Consider the following 15,859-nt stretch of genomic DNA (forward strand, 5'->3'; position numbering starts at 1 on the left):
ATGCGCCCGCCGTGGGGCGCGGATCGTCCCCGACCCCCTACCGTTGAGGCATGAGCACTGACGACACCGCATCCACCCCCGACGCGGACGCCGCCCCCCGCACGACCTTCAGCGACCTCGGCCTCTCCGACCAGGTGCTCAAGGCGCTCAAGGACGTCGGCTACGAGACCCCCTCGGCCATCCAGGCCGCTACGATCCCCTCCCTCCTCTCCGGCCGCGACGTCCTCGGCGTCGCCCAGACCGGCACCGGCAAGACGGCCGCGTTCGCGCTGCCGATCCTCTCGAACCTCGACGTCGCGCAGAAGACGCCGCAGGCGCTCGTGCTGGCGCCCACGCGCGAGCTCGCGCTCCAGGTGTGCGAGGCCTTCGAGCGCTATGCGTCCGGCATGCGCGGCGTGCACGTGCTGCCCGTGTACGGCGGCCAGGGCTACGGCGTGCAGCTGTCGGCGCTCCGCCGCGGCGTGCACGTGGTCGTCGGCACCCCCGGGCGCATCATGGACCACCTCGACAAGGGCACCCTCGACCTGTCGCAGCTGAAGTTCCTGGTGCTCGACGAGGCCGACGAGATGCTGAAGATGGGCTTCGCGGAGGACGTCGAGACGATCCTCGCGGACACGCCGAAGTCGAAGCAGATCGCGCTGTTCTCGGCCACGATGCCCGCGCAGATCCGCCGCATCTCGGGGAAGTACCTGCAGGACCCCGAGGAGATCACGGTCAAGAACAAGACCACGACCTCCGCGAACACCACGCAGCGGTACCTCATGGTGTCGTACCCGCAGAAGGTGGACGCCCTCACCCGCATCCTCGAGGTCGAGAACTTCGAGGGCATGATCGTGTTCGTCCGCACCAAGAACGAGACGGAGACGCTCGCCGAGAAGCTCCGCGCCCGCGGGTACGCCGCCGCCGCGATCTCGGGCGACGTCGCGCAGGCGCAGCGCGAGCGCACGGTCGAGCAGCTGAAGTCCGGCAAGCTCGACATCCTCGTCGCCACCGACGTCGCGGCCCGCGGCCTCGACGTGGAGCGGATCAGCCACGTCGTCAACTACGACATCCCGATCGACACCGAGTCCTACGTGCACCGCATCGGCCGCACGGGTCGCGCCGGGCGCAGCGGCGCGGCCATCAGCTTCGTCACGCCGCGCGAGCGCCGCCTCCTCACCGCCATCGAGAAGGCCACCCGCCAGCCGCTCACCGAGATGCGCATGCCGAGCGCGGAGGACGTGAACGTCACGCGCCTCACCCGCTTCGACGACGCCATCACGGCGGCGCTCGACGACCGCGAGCGCCTCGACGCGTTCCGCGACATCGTGGGCCACTACGTGAACCACCACGACGTCGTCGAGTCCGACGTGGCGGCGGCCCTCGCCATCGTGGCGCAGGGCGACACGCCGCTCCTCCTCTCCGCCGACGACCTGCGCCCGCCGCGCGTCGAGCGCGAGCGCCGCGACGACCGCCCGTCCCGCGACGGCGACGACCGCGGCGAGCGCCGCCCCCGCCCCGCGCGCGGCAGCGGGAACATGGCCACCTACCGCATCGACGTCGGCCGCCGGCACCGGGTGGAGCCGCGTCAGATCGTCGGCGCGCTCGCCAACGAGGGCGGCTTCAGCCGCGAGGACTTCGGCCACATCGACATCCGTCCGGACTTCTCGCTGGTCGAGCTGCCCGCCGGCCTCGACCAGGACAGGCTCGACCGCCTGTCGAGCACGCAGATCAACGGCCGGCCCATTGACATCCGCCCCGATCGCGGCGGCCCCCGTGCCGCCGAGCGCGGCGCGGCGCCCGAGCGCCGGGGACGCAAGCCCCGCGACTGATCCGCGGAGCCTCCCCCGGGGAGCCTCCGAGCGACGCCGACGACGGCCCGTCCCCGCACGTGGGGACGGGCCGTCGTCGCGTCCCGGCGGCCCGGCCGCCGGCCCCGATCCCGGCCGGTAGCGTGGGCCGATGGATCCCGTCACCCTCCGCACCCCGCGCCTGACGCTGCGCCCGCCCGTCGTGGGCGACGTCGACGCGATCGCAGCCGCCTGCCGGGATCCGGCGATCCAGCGCTTCGTCCCCGTCCCCGTGCCGTACGGCCGCGACGACGCGGTCGCGTACGTCACCGGGCACTGCGCCGACGGCTGGGCCGCCGGCGACCGCCTCACCTGGGCCGTGGTCGAGGGCGACGCGCTCGTCGGCACGGTCGGCCTGCACGACGTCGCGGACGGCGCCGCGGAGATCGGGTACTGGCTCGCGCCCGGGGCACGCGGTCGCGGGCTCATGCGGGAGGCGGCCGCAGCCGTCGTCGGCCACGGGTTCGACAGGGTGCCGGGCCTCGGCCTGGCGCGCATCGGCTGGCGGGCGTACGCCGGGAACGCGGGATCCGCCGCCGTCGCCCGCGCCCTCGGCTTCCGCTTCGAGGGCGTCGCCCGGCTCGGGGCCCTCGGCCGCGACGGCCGCGAGGACGACTGGCTGGCCGGCCTCCTCGCGACGGACGACCGGTCGCCGCGGCCGTGGCCGGTCCTCGGAGCGGGCGCGTGAGCATCCGCCCGGAGGTTCCGCACGGGCGGCGGGTTCCGCGGCGGCCGGTCCGGCACCCCGGCGGCGCTCCCCCGCTCGGCGAGCCCGGCTCCGTACGGACCTCGGACGGCCGTCTCCTGCGCACGGTGACCGCCGGCGTCGGCCACGACCTGATCGTCCTCGAGGCCGGTCTCGGCGGCAGCGGTCTGACCTGGGGCCTCGTGCACGCGCGGCTCGCGGGCGCGTGCCGGGTCGTCGCGTACGACCGGGCGGGGCTCGGGTCCAGCGACCCGGATCCCGCGCCCCGTGACCTGGCCCGCCTGGCCGACGACCTCGAGGCCGTGGTGGGCGCCACGGCGCACCGGCGGCTCCTGCTCGTCGGCCACAGCTGGGGCGGGCCCGTCGTGCGGGTCGTCGCAGCGCGGCGCATCGCACGCGGGCTCCGCACCGCGGGCGTGGTGCTCGTGGACCCGAGCGACGAGCGCGCGCGGGCGTACGCGGGCCCGCTCGTCCGCGTGGCCGTCGACGCGCAGGCGGCGCTGCTCGTGCCGCTCGCGCGCCTCGGCCTGCTCGCGCCGCTGCACCGGACGGCCCTCCGGGGGCTGCCGACGGATCTGCTGGCCCCGGCCGTCGCGGCGGCCGGGTCCGTCCCGGCCGCGCGCGCCACCGCGGCCGAGCAGCGGCACGTCCTCGCGGGCCTCCAGGCGCTGGCCGCGCACCCCGGATCGTCCTCGACGCTCCCCGGCGTGCCGGTCCGCGTGATCTCGGGCACGGCGTCCAGCCCGCTCACGCGACGGCAGCGCGTCGACCTGGTGCGCGCGCACCAGGCGTCGGCCGCAGCCGCGGCCGACGGGGCGTGGATCCCGGCGACGCGGTCCGAGCACATGGTGCCGGTGACGGATCCGGACGTCGTCGCCGCCGCCGTCATGGCCCTGCTCCGGGGCCCTGTTCCCGAGGGATCCGCCTAGGGCGCCGGGATCGTCAGCGCCCACGCGCGGAACGACGCCGCGTCGGCACCCGTGAGCACGGCCGCGGGGCCGGGCATGGGATCGCGGACGGGCACGAGCGCGAGCGCGTCGCCGGGGAGGCCGACGAGCACCTCGCCGACGATGGAGTCGGGGGACGCCGTGTCCACGCGCACGAGGTAGACGGTGCCGCCCGGGACCTCCGGCCGGTCCGCGTCCACCGACTCCGCCATGCCGCCGCGGCCGGTGGCCAGGGCGTGCAGCTCGTCGACGCGGAAGCGCTGCGCCACGTCCCCGGCCTCCAGCCGCACGCCCGTCTCCGTCGTCCCGCGCCGCCCGACGGGCACGTCCGCGAGCGTCGCCGACAGGCCCGATCCCGACCACGGCCGGATGCTCGCGAGCGGCCGCGGCTGGCTCGCGCGCAACCGCTCCTCGGGGCTCCGGCGCCACGGCCACTCGTCGCGGGAGAGGAGGGCGCCGACGAAGGCCCCCGCCACGAACGGGATCGACGCCCCGAGCATCGACGAGGCGTTCAGGGCGGACGCGACGCCGACCACGCCGACGAGCAGCAGGACCCGGACCCAGCCGTTCCGCACGGCGTAGACGGCGAGCGCCACGGCGATGCCCGCACCGGTGAGCCCGAGGAACGCCCACAGCGGCACGGCGCCCGGCCGCAGCGCGGCCACCGTGGAGAGCACGAGGACGACGGCGATGAGGACGCCCGTGAAGACCATCGCCCCTCGGCGCTCGCGGGCGGTGCGGGACGGCTTCGACGGGGACACGGGGCTCCTGGTGGGCGGCTCGGGGTCGGCGGGGTCCGGATGCGGACCCCGTCCAGCCTGCCCGAGACGGTCCCGGCGGCGGTGCGCCACGGCCCCCGAGCGGGTGCCGATCGGCCGGGAGCCGGCCGGCCGCCTCCGGGTGACGCGCCGGTCAGCCGGCGACGCGCCGCAGCTCGAGCACGCCCGGGATCAGCTGCCGCGTCGGGATCTCGCCGCGCGCGAAGTCCCCCCACACCTGCCGCACCCGCCGGGCGTCGCGCTGGATCCCCTCCCACGGCGCACCCGCGAGGAGCCCGGCACCGCGCCACGCCTCCTCGTCCCCGAACAGGAGCGGCAGGTCCACGGTGTGCGCGGCGCCGAAGGGGCTCCCGGGCGCCGACCAGCGGATCGCGTACCGGTGCGCCGTGCCGCCCGCCCGCGCGTGCCGGCGCGCGAACCGGCGCCCCGGGCGGCCGTAGACGATGCCCGTGACGGCCGCCACGGCGGCACGGCGCACGAGCGGCCCGACGACGGGCAGCCGCGTGAGGCGTGCGAGCCACGGGATGCCCGGCAGGAACAGCCGCGCCTCCTCGGCCGTGTTCCCGATGAGCAGGTCGATCCCGGGTGCCGCCCGCGCCCAGGCCGCCTCGAGCCGCGACCCGGCCGGCAGCGGCGCCTGCCCGTACTGGGTGCCGAACGGCATGGCGCCGATGAGTCCGTACGGCACGGCGGCGCGCTCCGCCGCGGCCTGGCGGGCCACCACGTCCTGCACCGGCATGCTCGCCGTCAGGCCGCGGGTGGCGCGCGCCATGGCTGCGTTCATCCGGCGCCGACCGCGCGCGATGCCGAGCGGCGCGCTCTGCACGATGGCGCGACGGAACAGCCCCGCGGCCTCCGGCACCGCCATGAGGTGGGCGACCGCGTCACCGCCCGCCGACTGCCCGAACGCGGTCACGCGGTCCGGGTCGCCGCCGAACGCGCGGACGTTGCGCGCGACCCAGCGGAGCGCCTGCAGCTGGTCGAGGAGGCCGAGGTTCGCCGGCCGGTCCCGCCCGTCGCCGAGGTAGCCGAGGAGCCCGAGGCGGTAGGTGACCGTGACGACCACCACGCGCTGCTCCGCGACGAGGGGCGCCGGATCCATGATCGGCACGTCCCCCGCCCCGGACACGTACGAGCCGCCGTGGATCCACACCATGACGGGCAGCGCGGCGTCCGGCCCCGCGTCGCGCGGCACCGTGACCGAGACGCGCAGGCAGTCCTCGTCGACGGCGAGCCCGGAGAAGCTCCCGAGCACGGCGTCGAGCTCCGCCATCGGCGCCTGCGGGCAGGCGGGCGCCCAGGAGGTCGCGTCGCGCGGCGCCGTCCAGTCCGGGTGCGCGACGGGCGGGGCGAAGCGCTCCGCGGTCGCGTAGGGGATGCCGGTGGCGCGGACGACCTCGCCGTCCGCCCAGCCGACGACGGGCCCACAGGGCGGGGAGAAGGCGCTCATCCCCTCGACGCTACCGTTCGACGGCTGTTCGCCGGGCCGCCGCGAGCCGTCCGGATCGCGGTGCTACCGTGACGCCATGCCGCGCCTGATCGACCACGCCCGTCGCGAGGACGAGCTCGCCGAGGCGGTCTGGCGGGTCATCCGCCGCGACGGCGCGAGCGGGGTCTCGGTCCGCACGGTCGCCGCCGAGGCGGGCCTCAGCACGGGATCCCTCCGGCACAGCTTCCCCAGCCGCATCGACCTCGTCGCGCACGCGACGGCGCTCGTGGCGGAGCGGACCGCGGCCCGCATCCGCAGCCGGCGCGCCGACCCGGACGCCCGGCGTCGCGCCGTGCGCGTCCTCGCCGAGCGCCTGCCGCTCGACGACGCGCGGCGGGCGGAGGCGGAGGTCACGGCCGCGCTCGTGGCCGAGGCCGCGTCGCATCCCCGGCTCCGCGAGGTGCGCGCCCGTGCCCACGCGGCCGCCCGCGAGACGTGCCTCGAGCAGCTCGCCCTGCTGCGGGCGGCGGGGCTGCTCCGACCCGACGCGGATCCCGAGGCGGAGGCCGACCACCTGCAGGCGCTGGTCGCGGGGCTCGCCCTGCAGCTCCTCGTCGCCGAGCCGGATCCGGCACGCGGCGCCCGCGCGCTCGGCGTCCTCGAGCGCCACGTGGACGCGCTGGTCGCGCGCCGGCCGGCGCGCGTCGGGGCCTAGCCCGCGGCGGCCCCTCCGCCGAGCCGCGCGCGCAGCTCCTCGACGCGGGCGCGGATGTCGTCGCGCACGAGCCGCATGCGCTCCATGCCCTCGATGCCGCGCTCGGACGGCTCGTCCGTGATCCACGTCTCGACCGCGACGCCCTGGTCGCCGTCCACGTGCGCCTCCGCGCCGAGCACGACCACCAGGTCGGCGGCCCGCACCATGTCGTCCGTGAGCGGCTTCGGGTGCTCGTCGCCCACCTCGATACCGAGCTCCGCGAGCGACTCCACGGCGAGGGCGTTCAGCGAGGTGCCCGGATCGGTCCCGGCCGACGCCACGCGCACGGCGTCCCCCGCCGCGTGCCGGAGGAGGGCCGCCGCGAGCTGCGACTTGCCGCCGTTGCGGGCGCAGACGAACACGACGTGCGGGAGCGGGTGCGGCATGGATCCTCCGGATCAGGACGGGACGGGACGGGACGGGACGGGCGGGGACCGTCCGGGGACCGCGGACGGCGTCCGCCGGACGCCTCCCATAGTCGCATCCCGGCACCCGGGTCCAGCCCCCCGCCCGGATCCGGGTCCCCACCCGCACCGGAGTCGGCTGGACGTCCACCCACCACGAAGGAGGACCACCATGAAGGCCGTCGTCTACAAGGGACCGTACGACGTCGCGGTCGAGGAGGTGCCGGATCCCACGATCCAGGGCCCGCTCGACGCGAACATCCGCATCACGAGCGCCAACATCTGCGGCTCCGACCTGCACCCCTACGAGGGCCGGGTCGAGTTCGAGTCCGGCATGGTGTTCGGCCACGAGAACATGGGCGTCGTCGAGGCCGTCGGCGCCGGGGTCGACCGCATCAGGGTCGGCGACCGGGTCTCCGTCCCGTTCAACCTCGCCTGCGGCACGTGCCGCAACTGCACCGCGGGCTCCACCTCCGCGTGCCTGCGCGCCAACCCGTCCGGTCAGCCCGGCGCCGGCTTCGGCTACCCCGCGATGGGTCCGTACTGGGGCGGCCAGGCCGAGCTGCTCCGCGTCCCGTGGGCCGACTCCAACCTGCTCGAGCTCCCCGAGGGCACCGAGCACGAGCTCGACTTCACGATGCTGTCCGACATCTTCCCCACCGGATACCACGGCACGGAGCTCGCGAAGGTCGCGCCGGGCAAGACCGTCGCGATCTTCGGCGCCGGACCCGTGGGCCTCATGGCGGCGCACAGCGCCATGATCCGGGGCGCCTCCCAGGTCTTCGTCGTCGACTACCAGGAGGACCGCCTGGCCCTGGCCGAGGAGTTCGGCGCCACCGCGATCGACTTCTCGAAGGTCGACGTGACCGAGGCCATCACCGACCTGACGGACGGCTTCGGCGTCGACAGCGGGGTCGAGGCCGTCGGCTACCAGGCGCACGACCACACCGGCGAGGAGCACCCCGAGATGGTGCTCGACGCCCTGGTCTCCGTCGTGCGGGCCACCGGCGCGATCGGCGTCGTGGGCGTCTACAACCCGTCGGACCCCGAGGGCGCCACCGAGGAGGCGAAGCAGGGCCGGGTCGCGTTCGACTTCGGCACCGCGTTCACCAAGGGCATCAGCATCGGCACCGGTCAGTGCCCGGTGAAGAGGTACAACCGGGAGCTCCGCGACCTCATCATCCGGGGGCGCGCGACGCCCGGCCGCATCGTCTCGCACGAGCTCCCGCTCGACGACGCGGTCGACGCCTTCGACCGGTTCGACAAGCGGGTCGACGGGTACACGAAGGTCGTCCTGCACCCCGCGGCCTGATGCGGCGCCGGGTGCGGCAACGAACCCGCCGCACCCGGCACCACGGCCGTCGCGGCCGCTACCTCGAGATCTGCACCGCTCCCGTCGCCCGCTGGTAGGCGGCGAAGTACTTGTCGCCCATCGCCCGGGCCCCGGCCGCGGTGTAGTGGATGGAGTCCTCGACCCTGCTGTGGCCGGCCGCGCCGGGGACGTACGACACGTTCGACCGCAGCGCCGGCATCCCCTGCTGCGCCGTGTCGATCGCCTGCCGCAGCGGCGAGGCGTTCAGCCACTCGGGCACCATGCCGCCGATGAGGAACGGCACCTCGCCGTAGCGCGCACCCAGCCGGTCGACGAGGTCGAGCAGCATCCCCTGGTACCCGGCGGCGTCCGTGCGCGTCGCGTCGGACTCGCCCTGCGCCCAGACGACCGCGACGAGGCGGTTGTCGGGATCCTGCGCGAGGGCCTGGTCGATCTGCCCGAGCGCGCGCGTGAAGAGGTTCACGCGCGACCTCGTGTCGGCGGGGTTCCAGGCGTAGGAGCCGTCGCCCGTCATGCTCGTCGACGCCATCGCGGCCGGGACGATGAGCACCTTCCGGCCCGGGCGCGCGTCGGCGAGCAGCCGGCGGCCGAGCTGCATCCCGGGTCCGACGGACTGCACGCCGCCCGTGGTCGTCCATGTGGTCACGTGGCTGAGCGAGTCCTTGGCGGGCACGATCTGGCCCGCCCGCGTGCCGCTCCCGGCCAGCTGGTCGAGCCCGGCCACGCTCACGTCGACGGCCGGATCCCAGCCGGTGCCGACGCCCTGCGCGTTGGACTGGCCGAGCACCACGACGACGTCGTAGCCCTCCCCGGTGGACTCCACGGTCCGCGCGGCCGACGTGCGCGACGTCGGCGCGGAGCCCGCGGCGCTTCCGGTGACGGTGACGGTGACCTGCGACCCCGCGTCGCGCGGCGCCGGCACGTAAGTCGCCGCGGTGCGGCCGGGCACCACGACCCCGTTGCGCTTCCAGACGTAGGTCAGCGTCGTGGCGGCGGGCGTCCACGCGGCCGTCTCGGCCGTGAGCGTGGACCCGACGGACGCGGTCCCCGTGATCGCGGGAGCGGGCGCCGCGGCGAACGGCTCGTCGCCGGGCGCGGGAACGGGCTGCGCGGGCGGCACGTCGAACGCGTCGACGACCACCGCGGTGGGCTCGCTCGTGCGGCTCGCGCCCTGGTAGCCCGTGCGCGTCCCGGTGACGGTCACGGTGATCCGGGTGCCCGCGTCCGCCCGGCGCACGGCGTAGGCGGCGTCGGTCGCGCCGAGCACGGCCACGCCGTCGCGGGCCCAGCTGTAGGAGTACGCGGTCGCCTCGGGCGTCCAGGCGGGCGTCTGCGCGCGGAGCGCTCCCCCGGCGACGGCCGTCCCCTGGATCTCCGGAGCGGGGGTCGCCTCGAACGGCAGCGCCGGCGCGGGCGGCGGCGGCGGGACGGGCGTCGCGAGCACCGGGGTCCCGGGGCTCGTCCGCGTCTCGGTGACGTAGCCCGCCTTGGTGCCCGTCACGGCGACGGCGATGCTCGTGCCGACGTCGCCCGCGACGACCCGGTACGCCGGTCCGGTCTGGTCCGGGATGGGGACGCCGTCGCGGAGCCACTGGTACGCGAACGACGGCCACGGCGCCCAGGTGCCGGCCTTGACGGTGAGCGTGTAGTCGACGAGGCCGATGCCCGTCATCGACGGGTCCGGAGCGGCCTCGAAGGCCACGTCGGGGACGGGCTCCGGCTCGGGCTCCGGTGCGGGCGGCGGCGGCGCGACCTCCGGCAGCGGCACGAGGAGGCCCGCGCTGTCGAGGGACTGCGTGACGTATCCGGCCTTCGTCCCGGTGACGGTCACGGCGATCGTCGTCCCCTGGTCGCCCTCCTGCACGCGGTAGGTGACGGCGGTCTGGTCGGGGATGGCGACGCCGTCGCGGGTCCACCGGTAGGAGAACGCCGGCCACGGCGTCCAGACGCCGGCGCGGGCGGACAGCGTGAAGCCGACCTGGGCGGTCCCGGCGATGGTGGGCGTCGACGCGACGGGGTACGGCACGTCGGCGGGCGGCGGGGTGGGCTCCGGCGCGGGCGCGGTGGGTGCCGGGGTCGGCGTGCTCGCGGCGGGCACCGGCAGCTCCGTGCTGGTGAGGGAGCGCGTCGCGTACCCGGCCTTCGTGCCGGTGACGGCGACGCTGATGCGGGATCCCGCGTCCGCCGCCTGCACGCGGTAGGTCACGCCCGTCTGTCCGGCGATGGGCGCGCCGTCGCGGAGCCAGGAGTACGAGAAGGCGGGCCAGGGCGACCACGTGCCCGCGCGCGCGGACAGCGTGTAGCCGACCCGGGCGGTCCCGGCGATCGTCGGCGTCGCGGCGGCGGCGAACGGCAGCGCCGCCGGGGCGGTCGGCACGGGGGTGGGCGCGACCGTCGGCGTCGGCGTCGGGCCCGCGCTCGGCTCGGGCGTCGGGCCGGCGGTCGGGGCCGGGGTGGGCGTCGCCGTCGGCGTCGCGGTCGGCGTCGGCGCAGGCGTCGCCGTCGGCGTCGGCGCCGGCTTCGACGGCACCGCCATCGGCTCGCCCGTCAGGGAGGTCGTCGCGTACCCGGCCTTCGTGCCGGTCACGGTGACGGCGATCGCCGTCCCCGCGTCGGCGTCCGTCACCCGGTAGGTCACGCCCGTCTGCCCGCCGATGGGCATGCCGTCCCGGGTCCAGGAGTAGGAGAACGCCGGCCAGGGCGTCCACGTGCCGGCGCGGGCGGTCAGCGTGAAGCCGACCTGAGGGGTGCCCGCGACGGTCGGTCGCGGAGCGGCGGTGAAGGCCGCGACGACGGGCACGGGGACGGCCGCGGTGGGGGCGCTCGTCTGCGTGATGGGCTCGTGGCCGGACCGGCTGCCGGTGACGGCGACCGTGACGACCGCCCCCGCATCGGCCGCGCGGACCGTGTAGGCCGTGCTCGTCTGGCCGGTCACCGGCACGCCGTCGACGAGCCAGGCGTACCGGATCGTGGTCGCCGCGGGGGTCCAGCGGGCGGTGGTCGCCGTGAGGCGCTGCCCCACGACGGCCGTGCCGGCGATGACGGGAGCGGGCGTCGCGGTGAACGGCGCGAGCGCGGCGGTGGCCTGCAGGATCCGCATCATCGACGCGGCGCTGGGCGTGCCGGCGCCCTCGTCGGGCGCCACGACGACGCGCGTCGGGCCGGTCGCGGCCGCGGACGCCTCGGCGGCCGGCTGGACGGCGACCAGCAGCGACACCCCGAGGCTGAGCCCCGTGACGGCGGCGACGAGACGTGCGCGCGCGGACGACGTGCGCGTCGGCCGGGCGTAGGCGCGACGGACGGCAGAGTGGTGCTCCCCCAATGTGATCCCCCCAGATCGTCGAGGCCGGATTCGCCTCGTGTGGAAATGGTTGCACACGCACGGGGTGCGGAGTGACGCCTGTCCAGCCTGCCCCGCACCCCAGCCGCGCCCCGGCCCCCCGCGGGCCCCGCACCGCACAGCTCGCGCCCGGCACCGGCCCCTACCCTGGCCGTGACCTGCCCCGCCGCCGGATCCGCCCAGATCCGCCCCCGCCCCGGAAGGCCCCATGACGAACGCCCCGCATCCCGACGCCGCCCGCCCCGCCGAGACCGGGGCCCGGCCCGCCCGGCCGTCCGACGCCTCCGGCACGGGAGGATCCGCCGCGCGCACCGGCATCGCCGCGCTCTTCCGCGGCACGCGCGAGCGCTCCGACCGCCCGTCGCGCATCGGCCGCGCCTTCGCGGTGATCGCCGTCATCGAGGCCGTGACCTGGACGGGCCTCCTGGTCGGCATGTTCCTCAAGTACGTCACCGAGACCACGGAGCTCGGCGTGTACGTGTTCGGCCGCCTCCACGGGGCCGCGTTCGTGCTCTACGTGATCGTCACGCTCGTCGCCGCGGCGCGCCTGCGCTGGGGCTGGAAGCCCGCGCTCGTGGCCGGCCTCGCCGCGATCCCGCCCCTGGCCACGCTCCCCGTGGAGGTCGGGCTGCGTCGCCGCGGCTACCTCCGGCACCCCGCCGCAGGCGCCGACGACGCGGTGCGCACGACCGCCGGGACGGCCGCGGGCGGGGCCTGACCGCCGCGACGCCCGCGGATCAGATGCCGGTGTAGCGCCCCGGCCGGTGGTTGAGGGCGAGCACCAGGTTGAGCAGGACGGCGCCGAGGGCCGAGAGCACCACGCCGAGTACGGACACGACCGTGAGGCCGAGCAGGATCACGATCACGTCGAGGATCATCTGCGCGTAGCCGGCCCGGAACCCGAGTCGCTCCTGCACGATCAGCGCGACGATGTTGAAGCCGCCGAGGCTGGATCCGTGGCGGAACACCACCAGCAGCCCGATCCCGACGAGCAGGTTCCCGGCCAGCACCCCGTACACGGGCTGCAGCTGGAGTCCCGTGACCATGAGCGGGTGCAGCGTCGAGAACAGCGACACCAGCGCGACCGAGACCGCCGTCCGGATCGTGAACCGCCACCCCTTCTTCCACACCGCGAGCGCGAAGAACGGCGCGTTCACCACGAAGAACAGCACCCCGAACGGCAGCACCCCCGTGTAGCTCAGCAGCAGCGCGAGGCCGGCGGTCCCGCCGGTGACCGCGCCGCTGTCCCGGAGGAGGAACAGCCCGAACGAGGCCACGAAGGTGCCGGTAAGGAGCCCGAGCACGTCCTCGAGGACGGAGTGCGGGATGCCCGCGGTGGTCGCCTCGCCGGGGGCGACGACGGGCGGGGCGGGCAGGGGCTCGGACGCGGAAGCGGTCATGGCGGTCTCCGGGGTGAGGGGACGGGGTGCGCGCGGGCGGTCGTGCCGCGTTCCGCGCACTGACCAGCATGGCGGATCCGCGGTGCGCCGCCGACCGGGGCGGCGGCGCACCGCGCCCGTCGCGCGTCCCCGGAGCCCGCCGTCAGTCGGCGAAGATCGCGCCCACGGGCTCGCGCTTCTCCGCCTGGAAGCGGTCCTCGGCGCGGCCGAGCGCCCAGTAGGCGGAGAGGGACAGGGCGCGGCGGTCGAGGCCCCAGCCGTCCTGGAGCAGCGCGCGCAGCTCCTTCATCGCGCCGCGCTCCCCGTGGGCGAACACCTCCACCTCGCCGTCGGGCCGAGGCAGGGCGCGCACCGCGTCGACGAGGAGCGCGCCCGGCACGGTGTCGGGGACGCGCGACCGGTGGATCCAGCGGAGCTCCAGCCCCGCCGGTCCCGCGAGCGCCAGCTCGTCGTCGGGTCCGTCGACCTCGACGAGCGCGACGCCGCGGGCGTCGGCGGGCATCGCGGCGAGCGCCGCGGCGACGGCGGGCAGGGCGGAGTCGTCGCCGACGAGCAGCCGGACGACGCGGGGGTCCTCGGCCGGCCGGTACATGCCGCCGGGTCCGCTCGCCTGGATCAGGTCCCCGGGCGTCGCGGACGCGGCCCACGGTCCCGCGAGCCCCTCGTCGCCGTGCACGACGAAGTCGATCGCGCAGGTGCCGGCGACCGGATCCGCGTGGCGCAGCGTGTAGGTCCGGACCGCGGGCAGCGCCTCGGGCGGCAGCGTCTCCCGGAGCGCCGGCAGGTCGAACGGCGGGACGGCGCCCGACCCGGGCTGCGGCAGCATGAGCTTCACGTACGCGTCGGTGGCGGCGAGGCGGTCGGGCGCCGCCTGCGCGAGGAGCGACCGCGTCCCCTCCCCGCCGAGGTGCACCCGCACGAGGTGCGGGCTCAGCCGCTCGGTGCGGATCACCTCGAGGACGTGCGCGGCGCGCGGCGCGCGGGCGGGCCGGTCGGAGGGGGCGGGCGGGGGAACGGAGGCGGGCGCATCGGTCATCGAGGACGATCCTCCGCCCCGGCAGGCCCGCCCGCAACGCGCGCGGCCGATGCCCGGCGGAGCCGCACCCGGCGCATGGCTCGCTGCCAGCCGCGATGCGCGCCTACACTGACCGCGTGGTCGACATCGTCGTCACGGGGCTAAGCGCCAACTCCGTGCCGTACATCGAGGCCCTCGAGCAGCAGCGTGCCCTGCACGCTGCCGTCGTCGCGGGCCGGGCGCAGGACACCGTCATCCTCCTCGAGCACCCCTCGGTGTACACCGCGGGGAGGCGCACGGAGCCCGGGGACAGGCCGCGCGACGGCACGCCCGTGGTCGACGTCGACCGCGGGGGCCGCATCACCTGGCACGGCCCGGGGCAGCTCGTCGGCTACCCGGTGGTCCGGCTGCCCGAGCCCCTCGACGTCGTCGCCCACGTGCGCCGCCTCGAGGACGTCCTCATCGCGCTCCTCGCCGACCTCGGCATCGCCTCCTCCCGCGTCGAGGGCCGCTCGGGCGTCTGGATCCCGGGCGCCGGCCCCGGCGGGCGCGACGAGAAGATCGCCGCCGTCGGCGTGCGCGTCGCCGAGCGCGTCACCATGCACGGCTTCGCCCTCGGCTGCAGCAACGCCCTGGACGCCTACGACCGCATCGTGCCGTGCGGCATCCGGAACGCGGGGGTCACCACGATCAGCCGCGTGCTCGGCCGCACGGTCACGCCCGCCGACGTCGTCCCCCTCCTCCGCCCGCACCTCGTCCGCGTCCTCGCACCGAACGGATCCCCCATGCCCGACACCGTCGTCCCCTCCCCCGTCCCCGCCGAGGCCCGCGCATGAGCGCCGCGCCGGACGGCCGCCGCATGCTGCGCCTCGAGGTGCGCAACGCCGAGACGCCCATCGAGCGGAAGCCCGACTGGATCAAGACGCGGGCCCGCATGGGGCCCGAGTACCAGGCGCTGCAGCAGCTCGTGAAGGCGGAGGACCTGCACACCGTCTGCCAGGAGGCGGCGTGCCCCAACATCTACGAGTGCTGGGAGGACCGGGAGGCCACGTTCCTCATCGGCGGGTCCCAGTGCACGCGTCGATGCGACTTCTGCCAGATCGACACCGGCAAGCCCGCGGACTACGACACCGACGAGCCCCGCCGCGTCGCCGACTCGGTCCGCCGCATGGGGCTCCGGTACGCGACCGTCACGGGCGTCGCGCGCGACGACCTCCCCGACGAGGGCGCGTGGCTGCACGCGGAGACGGTGCGGCGGATCCACGCCGACAACCCGGGCACGGGCGTCGAGATCCTCGCGACCGACTTCTCCGGGAACCCGGACCTGCTGGCGGAGGTGTTCTCCTCGCGTCCCGAGGTCTTCGCCCACAACGTGGAGACGGTGCCGCGCATCTTCAAGCGGATCCGCCCAGCGTTCCGCTACGAGCGCTCGCTCGACGTGATCACGCAGGCGCGGGACGCCGGCCTCATCACCAAGTCGAACCTGATCCTCGGCATGGGCGAGACGCGCGAGGAGGTCTCGGAGGCGCTGGCGGACCTGCACGACGCCGGCTGCGACATCATCACGGTCACGCAGTACCTGCGCCCGACGCCCCGGCACCTGCCGGTCGCGCGCTGGGTCAAGCCGGACGAGTTCGTCGAGATCAAGGGCGAGGCGGAGGCGATCGGCTTCCTCGGCGTCCTCGCGGGTCCGCTCGTGCGGTCCTCCTACCGCGCCGGGCGCCTGTGGGCCCAGTCGATGAGCGCCAAGGGACGCGCCCTGCCGGCGGGGCTCGACCACCTCGCGGACCCGTCCCGCGGCTTCGCGCAGGCCGTCGGCTGACCGGTCGGCGTCCCGCGGGCCCGCGGACCTGTCGGCTCGCTGACGAACCGGCCCCTCCCGGGCCCGCGGCCAGGTCCGCGGCCTATCGTCGGGAGCACCGC

Annotated in this window: 14 protein-coding genes; 8 read left to right on the forward strand and 6 right to left on the reverse strand. The window is 76.2% G+C overall.

Going from position 1 to position 15,859, the window contains the following annotated elements:
• Window positions 1-50 precede the first annotated feature (50 nt).
• The 3 genes from AC07VC_RS05740 (at window position 51) to AC07VC_RS05750 (ending at window position 3,464) form a co-directional block, all read left to right on the forward strand.
• On the forward strand, window positions 51-1,811 hold the full coding sequence (locus AC07VC_RS05740) for a DEAD/DEAH box helicase (RefSeq protein WP_494675535.1): 1,761 nt from the start codon (window positions 51-53) through the stop codon (window positions 1,809-1,811).
• A gap of 130 nt (window positions 1,812-1,941) precedes the next feature.
• Window positions 1,942-2,517 (forward strand): GNAT family N-acetyltransferase, encoded by a 576-nt coding sequence (locus tag AC07VC_RS05745; RefSeq protein WP_494675534.1) that lies wholly within the window; start codon window positions 1,942-1,944, stop codon window positions 2,515-2,517.
• Window positions 2,518-2,642: 125 nt separating this feature from the next.
• Complete coding sequence (locus AC07VC_RS05750) at window positions 2,643-3,464, forward strand: alpha/beta fold hydrolase (RefSeq protein WP_494675533.1); 822 nt, start codon at window positions 2,643-2,645, stop codon at window positions 3,462-3,464.
• Here the strand turns inward: AC07VC_RS05750 and AC07VC_RS05755 are convergent.
• On the reverse strand, window positions 3,461-4,243 hold the full coding sequence (locus AC07VC_RS05755; RefSeq protein WP_494675532.1) for a hypothetical protein: 783 nt from the start codon (window positions 4,241-4,243) through the stop codon (window positions 3,461-3,463). The two genes, AC07VC_RS05750 and AC07VC_RS05755, sit on opposite strands and share 4 nt — an antisense overlap.
• Before the next feature lie 151 nt (window positions 4,244-4,394).
• Window positions 4,395-5,711 carry a carboxylesterase family protein gene (locus tag AC07VC_RS05760; RefSeq protein WP_494675531.1) on the reverse strand — a complete coding sequence of 439 codons (1,317 nt, stop codon included), beginning with the start codon at window positions 5,709-5,711 and terminating at the stop codon, window positions 4,395-4,397.
• A 76-nt stretch (window positions 5,712-5,787) separates the two neighbouring features.
• Between AC07VC_RS05760 and AC07VC_RS05765 the strand changes: the two genes are divergently transcribed.
• The gene (locus AC07VC_RS05765) at window positions 5,788-6,405 is read left to right on the forward strand and encodes a TetR/AcrR family transcriptional regulator (protein WP_494675530.1); all 618 of its coding nucleotides are present in this window, start codon (window positions 5,788-5,790) and stop codon (window positions 6,403-6,405) included.
• Here AC07VC_RS05765 and AC07VC_RS05770 read toward each other — a convergent pair.
• Window positions 6,402-6,830: an arsenate-mycothiol transferase ArsC gene (locus tag AC07VC_RS05770; protein WP_494675529.1), complete on the reverse strand. Its 429-nt coding sequence runs from the start codon at window positions 6,828-6,830 to the stop codon at window positions 6,402-6,404. The two genes, AC07VC_RS05765 and AC07VC_RS05770, sit on opposite strands and share 4 nt — an antisense overlap.
• Window positions 6,831-7,020: 190 nt before the next feature.
• Here AC07VC_RS05770 and AC07VC_RS05775 point away from each other — a divergent pair, with 190 nt between their 5' ends.
• Complete coding sequence (locus tag AC07VC_RS05775; protein WP_494675528.1) at window positions 7,021-8,160, forward strand: glutathione-independent formaldehyde dehydrogenase; 1,140 nt, start codon at window positions 7,021-7,023, stop codon at window positions 8,158-8,160.
• 58 nt (window positions 8,161-8,218) lie between these two features.
• On the opposite strand, the gene AC07VC_RS05780 is transcribed toward AC07VC_RS05775, so the two are convergent.
• Complete coding sequence (locus AC07VC_RS05780) at window positions 8,219-11,503, reverse strand: sialate O-acetylesterase (protein ID WP_494675527.1); 3,285 nt, start codon at window positions 11,501-11,503, stop codon at window positions 8,219-8,221.
• 226 nt (window positions 11,504-11,729) lie between these two features.
• Between AC07VC_RS05780 and AC07VC_RS05785 the strand changes: the two genes are divergently transcribed.
• A complete protein-coding gene (locus AC07VC_RS05785) occupies window positions 11,730-12,239 on the forward strand; it encodes a DUF3817 domain-containing protein (protein WP_494675526.1) in 510 nt (169 codons plus the stop codon).
• A gap of 19 nt (window positions 12,240-12,258) precedes the next feature.
• Here the strand turns inward: AC07VC_RS05785 and AC07VC_RS05790 are convergent, their stop codons facing one another.
• Window positions 12,259-12,921 (reverse strand): YitT family protein, encoded by a 663-nt coding sequence (locus AC07VC_RS05790; protein ID WP_317230457.1) that lies wholly within the window; start codon window positions 12,919-12,921, stop codon window positions 12,259-12,261.
• A 142-nt stretch (window positions 12,922-13,063) separates the two neighbouring features.
• On the reverse strand, window positions 13,064-13,957 hold the full coding sequence (locus AC07VC_RS05795) for a siderophore-interacting protein (protein ID WP_494675525.1): 894 nt from the start codon (window positions 13,955-13,957) through the stop codon (window positions 13,064-13,066).
• A 116-nt stretch (window positions 13,958-14,073) separates the two neighbouring features.
• On the opposite strand from AC07VC_RS05795, the gene lipB reads away from it, so the two are divergent.
• Together lipB and lipA are read left to right on the forward strand one after the other, a co-directional pair.
• Entirely contained in the window at window positions 14,074-14,772 is a 699-nt protein-coding gene (gene lipB / locus AC07VC_RS05800) for a lipoyl(octanoyl) transferase LipB (RefSeq protein ID WP_494675524.1), read from the forward strand.
• Entirely contained in the window at window positions 14,769-15,758 is a 990-nt protein-coding gene (gene lipA, locus AC07VC_RS05805; protein WP_317230454.1) for a lipoyl synthase, read from the forward strand. Before lipB ends, lipA begins: the two co-directional genes overlap by 4 nt.
• The last annotated feature ends 101 nt before the right edge of the window (window positions 15,759-15,859 follow it).

This window comes from Clavibacter sp. GW821-FHT01D01, from assembly GCF_059422605.1.